The sequence below is a fragment of the Chitinophaga qingshengii genome (assembly GCF_014529935.1).
GTDB classification, from domain to species: Bacteria; Bacteroidota; Bacteroidia; order Chitinophagales; family Chitinophagaceae; genus Chitinophaga; species Chitinophaga qingshengii.
In genome coordinates this window covers 166,280-179,432 of record NZ_JACVFC010000004.1, presented here as the reverse complement: position 1 = coordinate 179,432, position 13,153 = coordinate 166,280, and the positions used below count along the sequence as shown (strand labels likewise).

9 protein-coding genes are annotated in these 13,153 nt (G+C 47.5%); 1 reads left to right on the top strand and 8 read right to left on the bottom strand.

The features are described from left to right. Positions 1–50: 50 nt before the first annotated feature. Both ICL07_RS25110 and ICL07_RS25105 read right to left on the bottom strand, forming a co-directional pair. Complete coding sequence (locus tag ICL07_RS25110) at positions 51–452, bottom strand: response regulator (protein ID WP_343071122.1); 402 nt, start codon at positions 450–452, stop codon at positions 51–53. Then, entirely contained in the window at positions 421–2,697 is a 2,277-nt protein-coding gene (locus ICL07_RS25105; RefSeq protein WP_188090817.1) for a glycosyltransferase, read from the bottom strand. The genes ICL07_RS25110 and ICL07_RS25105 overlap by 32 nt, the downstream gene beginning before the upstream one ends. A 535-nt stretch (positions 2,698–3,232) precedes the next feature. Here ICL07_RS25105 and ICL07_RS25100 point away from each other — a divergent pair. Beyond that, positions 3,233–3,511, top strand: coding sequence for a hypothetical protein (locus ICL07_RS25100; RefSeq protein ID WP_078669906.1), 279 nt, complete (start codon positions 3,233–3,235; stop codon positions 3,509–3,511). A 15-nt stretch (positions 3,512–3,526) separates the two neighbouring features. Here the strand turns inward: ICL07_RS25100 and ICL07_RS25095 are convergent, their stop codons facing one another. The 6 genes from ICL07_RS25095 to ICL07_RS25070 form a co-directional block, all read right to left on the bottom strand. After that, positions 3,527–4,555 carry an NAD(P)H-dependent glycerol-3-phosphate dehydrogenase gene (locus ICL07_RS25095; RefSeq protein WP_343071121.1) on the bottom strand — a complete coding sequence of 343 codons (1,029 nt, stop codon included), beginning with the start codon at positions 4,553–4,555 and terminating at the stop codon, positions 3,527–3,529. A 152-nt stretch (positions 4,556–4,707) separates the two neighbouring features. Next, positions 4,708–6,063, bottom strand: coding sequence for an efflux RND transporter periplasmic adaptor subunit (locus tag ICL07_RS25090; RefSeq protein ID WP_188090816.1), 1,356 nt, complete (start codon positions 6,061–6,063; stop codon positions 4,708–4,710). A gap of 23 nt (positions 6,064–6,086) precedes the next feature. Continuing rightward, positions 6,087–7,439 carry a TolC family protein gene (locus ICL07_RS25085; RefSeq protein WP_223152099.1) on the bottom strand — a complete coding sequence of 451 codons (1,353 nt, stop codon included), beginning with the start codon at positions 7,437–7,439 and terminating at the stop codon, positions 6,087–6,089. A gap of 155 nt (positions 7,440–7,594) precedes the next feature. Further along, entirely contained in the window at positions 7,595–8,260 is a 666-nt protein-coding gene (locus ICL07_RS25080) for an ABC transporter ATP-binding protein (RefSeq protein ID WP_188090814.1), read from the bottom strand. Between the two features lie 76 nt (positions 8,261–8,336). Beyond that, positions 8,337–10,745: an ABC transporter permease gene (locus ICL07_RS25075; RefSeq protein WP_188090813.1), complete on the bottom strand. Its 2,409-nt coding sequence runs from the start codon at positions 10,743–10,745 to the stop codon at positions 8,337–8,339. Between the two features lie 10 nt (positions 10,746–10,755). Further along, entirely contained in the window at positions 10,756–13,149 is a 2,394-nt protein-coding gene (locus ICL07_RS25070; protein WP_188090812.1) for an ABC transporter permease, read from the bottom strand. Positions 13,150–13,153 lie beyond the last annotated feature (4 nt).

Here is a 13,153-nt window from a genome sequence, read left to right as displayed (position 1 = left end):
ATTTGTCAACAGCTATCTAAAATTACTAAATAAATCCGGGCTTGGGGCCGCTAGTGCCTGATACTGCCTATCAGTTCATCAACATGTTTTACACTGAAAGGTTTAGGCAGGAAGAAAGTAGCACCTGCGCTGAGGGCTTTTTGTTTTTCCATACCGTTATCATAGGCACTGATGGTAATCACCGGTAAAGATGGGCATTTCTTCCTGATTACCGGTAATGCGTCCAGTCCCGATCCGTCGGGCAGGTGAATATCCAGAAACAGCAGGTCCGGCTGCTGTTGTTGCAGATATATCAAACCATCGGTCAGCGCATGTACATATTTGACCTGGTAGCCATGCCTGACGAGTGTTAATTGCAGTAACCGACAGATGTCCGGTTCATCATCGATAATCAGGATACTGGGTCCATTCTGTATTTTATTATCCATTGAACCCAATCCGGATCGGTTCACGGATGTCTTTTTTGGTTGTAACATACTTGTGTTTGTTCCATTGTTCCATTAAAAGACGGGCTATCAGATAGCACACGGTCGATTCGGCGCCCTGGTTCTGGTTGACGTTGGTACGTTCCAGTCCATCATAGCAGCCGTAGGTAAGGGGGTTGTAAACCAGTTGTTTAAGATGGTTATTCCCCAGGTACCAACTGAAGGCGACGCGCATTTTTTCCAGGTACAATTGGTTTTTAGTGGTATTAAAAAAAGTGTCCAGCGCCAGCATGGTATAAGCCACTTCTATAGATTGCTCGCCTCCGGCTTCGTTGACAGGAGGTGTGTTTTTATGATACCATGTTTTATTACTGATGACTTTCATATAACTATCGGTAAAGGTCTTGCTACACAGAAATGCCAGGCTCTCTTCGGCCGTTTTACGGAAAGCGGGATTACCCGTTACCTGGAAGGCCATCATCATGGCTTCCGGAAGCACGGCATTGCCGTAGGTAAGGCTGGATTCAAACCATTTCCAGTTATCATCCGCTTCCGCTGTATAAAGTTCCTGCAATCCGGAGGCCAATTTATGGAGGAGATCGGCTACCTGTTCTGTTTTTCTGTATTGCAGCGAATAAAACAGGCCTTTGATAGCAAACGCCATCGCTCTGGGGGACGTTAAAGTACTCACCCAGCGCAGGCTGGGTCTGAAAAGCGACAACAATTCCTGGATGATATCGAAAGACAGGGAACGATGGCAGGAGAGCGCATAACCGAGCGCCCATATGGTACGACCGTTAGCGTCTTCCAGGTTTACTTCCCCGTTTTGGGCAGTGAAATTCCCTTCTTTGTCCACATAGTTGAGGAAACGTCCGGAGGGTTTACTGCAGTAAGCGATAAAACGGATGTATTTCCGGATCAGGGAATCCGCGAAGCTGGTGGATTTGATCGTGGAAATATACATGCAGAGGGCTATCAGGGCCCTGGCGTTATCGTCGAGCGTATAGCCGTGAGCGGGGTCCGGCACATCGTGATTGGCAAACTGCAGCATCCCCATTTCATCCGTGAGGCGGTCGATGTGGTCCAGGTAAGGCGCCGGCAGGTTAGGCATGGTCACTTTATTATCATCCAGCACGCTGCTGAACATGGCCATATGGGCAATGGCCACGTTATCCCAGATGGAACTGCGTGTTTTTTCGATAGCGTTGCGGCTCATACGGGCACGGAGTTCCGGGTTACCCAACAATTTCATGGCAGCTTCCGCCAGCTGGCCGGCATTGTTAAAATCGATCAGGCAGCCGCAGCTTTCATCCAGCATTTCGCGGGCTTGTACAAAAGCTGTGGAAATGACCGCACAACCTGCGCTCATCGCGTATACAAAGGTGCCGCTTACAGCCTGATGGGGGTCTTTGGAGGTGAAGAGGTAAATATCTGTCAGTGATAAATAATCCAGCAAGGCAGGGAGAGAAAGGTAGGTATTCACAAACCGTACGTTGTTTTCCAGCTGATATTCCTTTACCATTTCTTCCAGTCGCTGGCGGTAGCGCTCTCCTTCGCGGGCAACCACTACCGGGTGGGTTTTACCTAAAATGAGATAGATGGCATCGGGATAATGTTGAACGATTTCCTTCATGGCCCTGATGCCTGTTTCCAGCCCTTTATTTTCACTTAACAGGCCGAAGGTGCTGAGTACCAGCTTATCCTCCAGGTCGTATTGTTTTTTAAGGGCGTTTACATCGTCGATGATATGAGCATGGGTACCATGGGGAATATGTACTATTTTATGTGCCGGCACCTGGTATATATCGCGGAGCAGATCCACTGAGGAGCGGGTCATCGCTGTTACTTTGGTCGCCAGTGCGCTGATGAGGCTCACTACTTTCAGGCATTTTTGGTCCGGAGCAGGCAATACGGTATGAAAACGGACGATAAAGGGCTTATCGAGCAGGGACAGCATCGCCAGCAGGTTATGCCCGTATTCGCCTCCATAAAGGCCAAATTCGTGTTCAAAACAGAGCAGGTCTATTTTGCTGTTTTCATTGACTTGCTGCGCGAAGGCGATACAGCTATCAATATCAAAAGGGTTCACGGAATAGGTAACACGGGCTTGCTTATCTACCCATGGTTTTCCTGACTCTTCCAGTGCACAAACGTCGATATGCAGTTTTCCGGCGAAAGTTTTGTCCAGCGCGTTGATCAGATCTTGCGCAAATGTAGCAATGCCGCACTCACGGGGCGGAAAGGAGGATACAAAAAGCAAGTTTTTAGTCATTGGTCAAAAATTTAAGGCTTTCGTTTCACAGCGAACCTAATGGGTTAGTCCGGGACGTATAGCTTTTCAAATATCAATCCAATGCCCCTACCATGGCTTTTAAGCGAATTCATCAAACTAAAACTGTAGAAAATTATCCACATATGTTTATCCCATTTTCCCGCCTGTGGAAACAATTTTGGACTCGTTTAGATTTGATTAACATTTGATATAATTATTTATATTTACAATTGTAAATTATTTGTCCAGATAAGAAAAGAATGCTCCGGGAATGGATATTTTGTTTAAAATATCTCCATTATTCATTATCAGGAGTAAAAAACGGGTAAAAAACAATTATTTATCATCAGTCAAAACAATTACAAAAAACAAAAAAATGTATACAATTTTGTTAATTGTCCAAACTTGCTTAATTTTAAACTCATAACCATATTGAACCCAATTAACCAAAGATTAACACACTCCTTTTAGGCTATTAACAGCTAGTTGCTCTGGATCAAATCTATCTATTCATTATAAAAACCTTACCGCGCTTATGCGACATATTGCATGTACCCTCAACGTGGATGGAGTCCCCACCAAAATCAACATCCGGAAAGTAGCCAAGGAAAGAAGATTTCTGGCAATCGTAGATCAGACCGTTACAGAATACATCATCTCTGATGAGACCAATGAAGTGGAATATTATGAAGGACCTAAGCTGGATGACTATCTCTTTGAGAAAATAGCTGCCCTGATAAAGCAGTATTTTCCCAAAGTAAAAGCCATTGTAAAAGTGGGGGAAGATAATTACGAGGATTATGACGACTACTAGTCGTCAGTCCTTGGGTTAGATAAACCCTTTTTCGAGCGACAGGAATGCTTCCGATGGATGCACCTGCTGCCATAATATCGCATAAACCGCTTGCGCAACGGGCATCACCGCCCCTATTTCCTTATTCATTTCATACATGCATTTACTGGCATAATACCCCTCAGCAATCATATTCAGCTCCAGCTGTGCAGCTTTCACGGAATAACCTTTACCGATCATATTACCGAAAGTACGGTTCCTGCTATGCAGCGAGTAACAGGTTACCAGCAAATCGCCCAGGTAAGCACTGGCACTATAGTTATGCACCACCGGCTCCGTGCCCTGCTGCACGGCCTTTTGCGCCTCGTATTGCTCCAGGAAAGCCTGCATCTCGCGGAAACAGTTGGTAATAAATACACTCAGGAAATTATCGCCATACTCCAGTCCATGCGCAATACCGGCGCCTAAAGCATAAATATTTTTCATCACCGCGGCCAGCTGCACTCCTATCATATCTGTATTGACGATGGTTTGCAGGTAGCTGCCGGTAAATTTATCCGCGATAGCCTGCGCTGCCGCCTGGTGTAGGCCAGAAAAAGTGAGGTAAGAAAGTTTTTCGTTGGCCACTTCTTCCGCATGACAAGGGCCTGTAATGGTGAAGTAATGCGCCGGTGACAAACCAAACTGCTCTTCCAGGTATTCATGAATCAATTGGTTGTTGCCCGGCACCAATCCCTTGATAGCGGAGATCACCTGCTTTCCTTCCAGCGCCGATGATGGCAACTGGTCCAGCACATCTGTCAGAAAAGCCGAAGGCACGGCCAGCACCACCTCATCACAGGCTGCCACTACCGCCTGCACATCGCTGCTGAGCGACAACAGGCTGGTATCGAAATATACAGAAGTCAGGTAATGTTTGTTATGATGCCGCTGCTGCATATGGCGGATGGTATCTTCATTACGTATCCACCAATGGATATGCTGTCCATTGTCTGTCAGTATCTTGGCCAGTGCAGTAGCCCAACTGCCACTGCCGATAATACCAATGCGATTCTCCTTACTCACAATACTAATTTTACGCAAGATAGGAAATCCTTCACGCAAAGACGCAAAGCAGCAAAGCAGCAAAGTTTTTATAAGAAAGCAAAGGCGGGAAGATCAAAAATTGATCTTCCCGCCTTTGCTTTGCGTCTTTGCTGCTTTGCTACTTTGCGGGACTATTTCGATTGTCCTTCAAAAAGTTTGTCTTTAGCTACCACCTTCACCTTTTTGCCGTTGGACAGGGAGCGGGAAACCGCGCTGTAAGGCGCGCTGATCACCTGGTCACCTTCCTGCAAACCGGAAAGGATCTGGATATTGGTATCGTCCTGTACACCGGTTTTTACCGGTACCATTTTCACAGAATTATCTTTCTGTAATACGAATACCACTTCATTCATATCCGATTTGTTGCTACCGGAGTTCTCCGGTTTTTTATCACCGCTTTTGGTGGAATCTGCGTCGCGGGTAGTAACGGCGTTGATAGGTATCGCCAGTACATTGTTTTCGTGACGGGTTTGAATATCCACGCTGGCGCTCATGCCGGGACGGAAAGGAAATGCTTTATGGCGAGAACGGTCCAGCAGATCGGCATAGGATTCCGGCAGGATGCGGATATGCACAATATAGCTGGTCACCTGCTCGGCGGAAGAAGCAGTAGCTGCAGTAGCCGTAGCAGCTCCTTTACTGGAGCTGGCGATTTGTGTTACCACTCCTTTGAAACGGCGGTTATTATAGGCATCTACCTCAATAATAGCAGTATCGCCATATTTTACCCGGGGAATATCGTTTTCTCCCACATCCACCTGTACTTCCATGCGGCTGAGATCTGCAATACGCAGCATTTCAGTACCGGTCATCTGGGCGGTACCCACCACGCGTTCTCCTTTCTTTACATTCAGGAGGGACACGATACCGTTCATGGGTGCGGTGATAGTAGTACGACCGAGGTTTTTATTAGCTTCGTTCAGGTTGGCTTGTGCACTCTGTACGCCATATTTACTGCTGTTGATTTGTTGCTGGGCAGCATTGTAATCAGCCTGGGCAGACAGGTAAGCAGCTTCGCTGGTTTCATATTCCGAGCGGGAGATTACTTTCTGTCCGAGCAATTCTTTATTACGAAGATAAGCGGCCTTGTTTTGATCGAGACGGGCTTTGTAGGAATTGAGCGCCGCCGCTGTATTGGCCAGCTGGGCTTGCGACTGACTAACGGAAGCCATGGCTTTGTCTACCATGGAGCCGTAGATATCACCGTAAATACGGGCCAGTACCTGGCCTTTTTTCACCGTATCACCTTCCAGCACTGTTAATTCAGTGATCTCGCCTGATACGTCGGAGCTAACTTTTACTTCTATTTCGGGATAAATCTTTCCGCTGGCGGTCACCACCTCAATAATATTCTTCTTTTCCACCTTGTCTGCCGCTACATTCAGCACTTCTTCCTTACCGATAACACCCGATGCTTTTAAAACAATGAGCAAAATAACAAGTAAACCTAAGCCCGTGAGCCAAAAAAGGGTCTTTTTCTTCTTCATAAAGCAATTTGTTTCCCGGTATCCTACAGGGATATTCTCTGGTCCCGGTAAAATTCCAGCAATTTCATTTTAAAAATATAGTCGTATTGTGCCGAGACTTTATCAATCTGGGCTTTGAACAATCTGGTTTGCGTTGTGATATAGTCAATGGTGTTCATTAACCCCAGGTTAAAGCGTTTGGTAGCAAAATCATACGCTTTCTGTGCGGCCATTACACCGGTGGCAGAAGCGTTGTATTTCTGCAGCGCGGCTACCGCGTTGGCATGGGCAGTATAAATGTCCTGGCGCAGTTTCTGGTTATCCAGATCACGGTTCAGCTGCATATTATACACATTCACCTTTGCTTTGGAAACAGCGGTCCGTTGCTGGTAACCGTTAAATATCGGAATTCTCAATCCCAGCCCGATGTTTTTGTTGAAGGTATTGTCAATCTGCTGACCAAAGGGAACCAGCTTCATGTTCCGGTCATAGAAGTTGTTGGCATAACCGGTACTCAACCCACCTCCAATTGTCAATGCGGGGTACAGTTGTCCTCTGGTAGCTCTAAACGTCTTGTCGGCGCTTTTTATTCTCAGCTCATCGGACTTTACCAGTGGATAAGTGGTGAGTGCGGCGCTATATACCATTTCCGGGTCCATTTCCCCCAGCGGGGTGATAGGCAGGGATGATACATTTTCCGGGATTTCCGGCACAAAAGCAATATCGAAACCCAGGTTCAGGTATGCTTTCATCTGTAAGATAGACAAAATTACGTCATTCTTGGCGGTCACCAGGTTGGTACTGTCCTGCGCCAATTGCGCTTCCAGGTCAGCCTGGTTGCTTTCAGGAACAGAACCGGCAATCACCAGTTTTTTAGTGTTATCGAGATTAGATAAGGTTTGATGTACCTGTACTTCGTTCACTTTTACCTGCTCTGTTTTTAATAAAATCTGCAGAAAAGCTGTTGCAACATTAAAAGCAAGGTCGTTACGGGCTTTTTGCAGCAGAAAGCTATTGGATTCCGCATCCAGCCTGTTGGCCGCGATGGTATTTTGTTTGGAAAACCAGTTAAAAATATCCCCCCCCATTGACAGCTGCCCGCTGGCATTAAAAATGGATTGGTTAATATACTGGTTTGTCACGATGTCATTGGTTCTACCATCAGAATAGCCGGCATTGATCTGGCCGGAAAAACCGGGTATCATACTGAGACGGCTTTGCTGCAGGGTGAGGTCAGCCAGCCGCTTTTGTACCTCCTGTTGTTTTACAGTGATACTATGTTCCATCGCATAATCCACACACCGTTTCAAACTCCACGTATCCTGCGCCACTGTTGGGGTTATGTTAGCGAAAAAGCAGAAAACCAGGAAAACTCCTGTGATTTGGGATATTCTCATAACAGGCCAAAAATATAATAAATGTAAGGATAGTTTTCCTCCCTTCTTGATAGAAGGCAAAATTTTGTTAGGTATGGTGTCATTCCTAACGCCACGCATATACAACATACTTATTTTTTTACAGATTAATACTGACAGAAAACACCTTTCTGAATTTATCCCTGTATATGTCCATCCCGGATCTGGATAATCCGGTTTCCATAGGTGGCATTCAGATCGGAGTGAGTTACCTGTACAATGGTTATTTTATCCTGCTCATTGAGTTGTTTAAACAGTTCCATGATCGATTTCGCCTGATCGGAATGGAGGTTACCGGTAGGCTCATCTGCCAGGATCACCCGGGGCTCTGCTACAATGGCCCTGGCAATACCCACCAGCTGCTGTTGCCCGCCAGACAACTGATTAGGGAAAAGGTCCTTTTTGGCTACCATATTAAACCTGTCGAGCACATCTGCCACCTTACTTTTTCGCTCGGAACCGGAAAGACTTTTATATAATAACGGGGTTTCAATGTTTTCATAAACGGTCAGTTCATCGATCAGGTGATAAGCCTGAAACACAAAACCGATAGCACCGCGGTGTAACTGCGTCCGTTTTTTTTCATTCATTTTATCCACCCGCTCTCCCTGAAAGAGGTATGCTCCGGCAGAAGGTTCTTCCAGCAGTCCCAGGATATGCAACAAAGTTGACTTACCGGATCCTGAAGGCCCCATAATCGACACAAACTCTCCTTCCTCAATAGTCAGGTCAATATCTTTCAGAATCTCATTTTTCCCAAATCCTACCGGGTAATGCTTGGATATTTTCTGCAGTTGTATCATGATAGTTTTTTTTAAGAATATAGACTTGCTTTTGGTTTTCCGGTAAAGCAATATAATGTCATTTCACCGGATCTTTTTATTCAGTTTTTAAAGTATGGGCCGGATTACTCAGGGCGGCCTTTATTGTTTTCAGACTCATGGCCGCCAGCGCCATGAAGGCCATCATCATGCCTCCTGCCAGAAATATCCACCAGGAAAGGCCGGTACGGTAGGCAAAGGATTGCAACCATTGATTCATGGCCCACCAGGACAATGGTATCGCCAGCAGAAAGGCTATCAGTACCGGTTTCATAAAGTCACCGGTCAGCATACGCACTACCTGCCATACCGTGGCGCCCAATACTTTGCGGATACCTATTTCTTTGGTACGCTGGTCGGTAGTGAAAATCACCAGGCCCAACAACCCCAGGATACTGATAAAAATGGCCAGTCCCGCGCACCAGTTTAACAGGTTGCCCATCCGTTGTTCCTTGCTGTACAGGTTGGCAATGGTTTTATCCAGGAACTCATAATCGAAATCTTCCCGGGGATATACTGTCTTCCATGCCTGCTCCATACCTGCAATGGCGTTTTTCCAGACAACACCGGCTTCGCCCGTTTGGCGTAGCCGCACATGCAAGGTGCGATGATACCGCGTGGCGTAGCTGGCAATGGCGGTTGCAGGTATTTCACTGCGCACACTTCTGACGGCAAAATTCTTCACCACCCCTACTACCGGAGCCCCTTCCACCACCTGACCGATGGCGTCCTGCGGGCGATCAAAGCCCAATGCGGTAACCGCATTTTCATTGAGTATCCACTCCCGTATAGAGTCTGTGGTGGTCAGGTTTCTGCCGGCCAGCAAGGGAAGCTGGTATAAAGGCAGGTAAGCACTATCGCCATAACGCACTTCTATGGATTTCTTTATCTCCTGTTTGCCGTTATTACGGCTCAAAATACTGGTCATAGAGCCGTTTATTACCGGCGCTCTGCCCGACAGACTCACCATAGCCACTCCCGGCAGCGCTGCTATACGCGCTTCCAGCTGGTTTCGCCTGGCAGGATCTTCATCACTATAGGGCGTTGGAATAGTCAGAATGGCGTCTTTCCGGAATCCCAGGTCTTTGTTCAGGGAAAAATTGATTTGTTTACTCACGATCAGGGTGGCAATCACAAAAAACTGCGCGACGGTGAACTGTGTTGCCGTCAACGTCTGGCGCAACCACGCTTTCCCTGCACTGCGACCTGTATTCGTTTTCAACACCGCTACCGGCTGAAAACGCGCCAGCACATAAGCCGGGTATATGCCTGCCAGCAATGCCACCACCACAGGCAGGGCGAACAGGAATGCCAATACCGGTACGGTATACAGCTGGGACACCGGTAAGTCCTCCGGTAAAAACGCATGGAAACTGAGGATCAGCAGCGGCGCCAGCAGCAAAGAGAGTATAGCTGCCATGAGGGTGAGTACCAGCGTTTCGCTCAGGAACTGCCGTATCAGCTGGCTGGTAGTACCGCCGATAGCTTTCCGGATACCGGTTTCCTTTGCCCTGCGGGATGCCTGCGCGGTAGTCAGGTTCACAAAATTGATCACCGCCAACCCCAACAGCGCCAGGGCTATCAGCGTCAGGATACGCAGCTGCTTTCTGTCCGCAGTCCGGTAATATGCCTGGAAATCCTGGCTAAAATGAAGATCTTCCAGCGGCTCCAGCGCCATTGTGGTGGCAAAGTCTTTATTATTATTGGGAGCCATATACTTAGCCAGCGTGGCATTTACCTCCTGTGGTGCGGCTCCCGGCCGTAGTTTCAGGAACAGCTGCGTGGAAGAACCGATGTTCTGCCAGTTGTCGGAAGCATACACCTTTTTAAACGCGGCGTTGGCGTTGATGGTAGGCATCGAAATCATCTCCTGGAACCAGAAATCGGTACGATAAGACAAATTCTTCACCACACCGGTTACGGTAAGCCTGATACTATCGTCATACAGGAGCTGTTTTCCCAGCACCTGGTCCACCTGCAAACGGGGGAAATAGAGACGGGCCCGTTCTGCTGTCAGTACTACTGAAAAGGGTTGTGATAACGCCGTAGCAGCCGTTCCGCCCAGCCATTGGTAACCCAGCATGTCCGTGTAACTCCTGTCAGCAAAAATGATATCTTCCTTATTCTTAAAATCTTTTCTATCTACCGTGATACGGCTTGTAACATCGTTTCTAAAGAAGTTCACCACTTTTTCTACCTGGGGAATATTCTCCTTTGCTACTGCTATCAAAGGTATCGGCACCCCGGCATTCTTTACACTATCCCCGGTAAAAGTGATGGTAGACACCACCCGGTAAAGATGCTCCCTGTCGGCCACATTTTTATTAAACCCCGATTCATAGAACACGACCAGGTATACCACCAGGGCAGCGCTGATACCCACTACCAGTCCTGCAATATTCAGGAGAGAGAATACTTTATTGCGCCATATATTCCTGATCGCTACCAGAAAATAGTTTCTAATCATAGGGATATTTTTATTCTGACTTAAGGCTTTTTACCGGATTCATCGTTGCTGCTTTGACCGACTGCAGGCTGACTGTCAACAACGCCACCCCGATAGCCAGTACACCCGCTATGAGGAAAAGTCCCATACTCAGGGCAGCATGATAAGCAAAAGCTTCGAGCCACTGGTGGCCGATATACCAGGCTGCCGGTATGGATATCAGCAGCGCTATCAATACCAACCGGACAAAATCTTTTGAAAGCATCGCCACCACATTGGTCACGGATGCGCCCAACACTTTACGGATGCCGATTTCACGGGTACGCTGCTGTGTGGTTAACGCTGCCAAACCCAGTAAACCCAGACAAGACACCACCATTACCAGTGTGGCAAAAACACCCAGCACAGCGCCCACCCGGTATTCTGACTTATACATCCGGTTGAAATCATCATCCAGGAAATGATAGTCAAAGGGAATGGCTGGCTGCACTTCTTTCCAAAGCGCACCAATGGCGGCAATCACCCGCTGTTTATCACTTCCGCCTGTTTTCACATATATCTGCTGGAACCAGTCATATTCGGGGAATAACACAATAGGCTCAATCTTGCTTTTCATGGAAGCAAAGTGAAAATCTTTCATGACACCTTTTACCGTTCCGGTACGGCCGTTGAGCATCATCCGTTTACCTACAGCGGATGCCGGTGTCCAGCCCAATTTCCTGACCGCTGTTTCGTTCAGAAAAAAGTGATATTTACGCTCTTCAGATTGCTCACTCAGAATATCTGCAATATCAGCCCGGGTAAGGTCTTCCCCCGACAACAGCCCGATGCCCACTGTTTTCAGGTAATCTTTTTCTATTGGCAGTGCGTTGATATTCAGTGTATAAGACTCCGGCCTATCTTGTATATGGTCTATACTGTATCCCCCCTGAATGTCTACCGGCGATTCTGCAGCAGCGGTTACGTTCGTCACCCCGGAGAGTTGTAATAGTCTTCCCTTAAAGGATTCCAGCGCCTGTACATCGCCTTTGAAGCCATTGAGCGCCACTATCTCCGAGCGGTCCAGGCCCAGTTTCTTATGCTGTATATATTGCATCTGCCGTTGGACGATGAGCGTGCAGATGATGAAGAAAATGGAGGCCGCAAACTGGAACACGACCAGTGACTGACGGATACCGCGGCCCCGGGGCGTGGCTGTCTGCGAGCCTTTCAACACCTGTACCGGTTTGAATCCGGAAAGGAATAACGCAGGATAAATGCCGGTAACGAAAGAAACAAGAAAGAAAACGACCACCAGTATCGCATAAATACGATAACCGCCGGCGCCGCTCATTTGCAACTGTACGTCTGCCAACTGGTTGAAGGCAGGCAGTAATAGTCTCGCCAGCACCAATCCGATACCCAGCGCAATGCCAGTCAGTAACGCCGATTCCATCATAAATTGCCAGAAGAGTTGTTCCCGCTGTGCGCCCAGCGCCTTGCGCACGCCCACTTCCCGGCTTCGCTCGGTAGACCGTGCGGTGGCCAGGTTCATAAAATTAACACAGGCGATGATCAGCAACATCCCTCCTATCAGCCCGAAAATATAATTGTAACGTATGTCCCCTTTTTGTTCGGTAAGATCGGCGGCTACAGAATGCAGATGGATGTCCGCCATACGCTCCGGCACAAAATTCAGATTAGCACCGCTGCTCCGTTCTTCATCGCTGAGCTGCTGCCGGGCCAGTGCAGTGAGGCTTGCCTGAAGGCTCGCCAGCTGCGACGGTTGCTGTACCTGCACATAGGTGTAATAGTTAGCCGAACCCCAACGTTCCGGAAACTGCAACGTACTGTAACTGGCCACAAAATCAAACCTGAGATGTGTATTGGAAGGTGGGTCAACCGCTACGCCCGTCACCTGATAGGAACGCTTCCCATTGATCAACAGGGTTTTTCCAATCGGGTCTGTATCTCCGAAATATTTTTTTGCCATAGACGCTGATATCACCACCATATCAGGTCCATTCAGTACGGTTGCTGCATTACCGGCTTTCAATGAGAAAGAAAACAGTTGAAAAAACGAAGGATCGGCATAAATAAACCGCTTTTCGTTCCAGCTTTTGTTATCATATTGAATGCTGACATCGCGGTGGTATACCCGCACTACTTTTTGGATTTCCGGCAGGTCTTTAATAGCAGTAGCCAGGATATTGGGCGTAAGGGCTATTTGCACCGGTTTCTCTCCTTTTTCGCCATAGTCCATGCGCAACCGGTAGATTTCTGACACATTTTTGTACCATCTGTCGTAGGTCCATTCGTTTTCCAGGTATAGGGCTAATAATACAAAACAAGCGATAGCCGTAGCCAGACCAAAAACATTGATCCCCGCGTACAACTTGCGTTTCAGCAGGTTCTTAACAGCTATCTTAAAATAGTTCTTCCACATGGGC

Coding starts and splice junctions, on each gene's coding strand:
- ICL07_RS25075 (WP_188090813.1), bottom strand. CDS start 10,745: ATGATTAGAAACTATTTTCTGGTAGCGATCAGGAATATATGGCGCAAT.
- ICL07_RS25090 (WP_188090816.1), bottom strand. CDS start 6,063: ATGAAGAAGAAAAAGACCCTTTTTTGGCTCACGGGCTTAGGTTTACTT.
- ICL07_RS25080 (WP_188090814.1), bottom strand. CDS start 8,260: ATGATACAACTGCAGAAAATATCCAAGCATTACCCGGTAGGATTTGGG.
- ICL07_RS25085 (WP_223152099.1), bottom strand. CDS start 7,439: ATGAGAATATCCCAAATCACAGGAGTTTTCCTGGTTTTCTGCTTTTTC.
- ICL07_RS25070 (WP_188090812.1), bottom strand. CDS start 13,149: ATGTGGAAGAACTATTTTAAGATAGCTGTTAAGAACCTGCTGAAACGC.
- ICL07_RS25105 (WP_188090817.1), bottom strand. CDS start 2,697: ATGACTAAAAACTTGCTTTTTGTATCCTCCTTTCCGCCCCGTGAGTGC.
- ICL07_RS25100 (WP_078669906.1), top strand. CDS start 3,233: ATGCGACATATTGCATGTACCCTCAACGTGGATGGAGTCCCCACCAAA.